A 409-nucleotide genomic window follows, 5' to 3' on the forward strand; every position below is an offset into this window, starting at 1 on the left:
GCCAAGGGCGATTGCCGTGAGTATCCTCAGGGGGACGAAGTGTGGTACAATAAGTATCTGTACTTGATTCGCCCGATTATGGCTGCGCAGTTCACGGCCAAATTCGGGACTCCGGCTCCCGTCTCGTTTTCGCAGTTGCGCGATGCTGTGGAGCCTGCCAAGATCACGGCCGCTGTTGACGCGCTGCTCGAAATCAAGATGCGGACAGGTGAGAAAAAGCTACACCCGCGTGTCCCGATTCTCAACGAGTGGATCGAAGAGCAACTGGAGATTCTGGAGACAATTCCGGACCAAGAACTCGCGATCGTGTCGCCGGCTGTCGATCTGGATCAGGAATTCCGTGATATTTTGTACTTTAATGACATTTAAGGAGTCAGCATGAGTAAACCGTGGATTGAGGTAATGCGCT

The 409-nt window shown here is 52.8% G+C and carries 1 protein-coding gene; it reads left to right on the forward strand.

The features are described 5' to 3' along the window. Nucleotides 1-369 (forward strand): DNA polymerase beta superfamily protein (locus AC1RPY_RS07675; RefSeq protein ID WP_481763095.1); only part of this gene is annotated, 369 nt, incomplete at its 5' end. Nucleotides 370-409: the final 40 nt, after the last annotated feature.

This window comes from Dellaglioa sp. CoH-56-MRSF-12 (genome assembly GCF_056782075.1).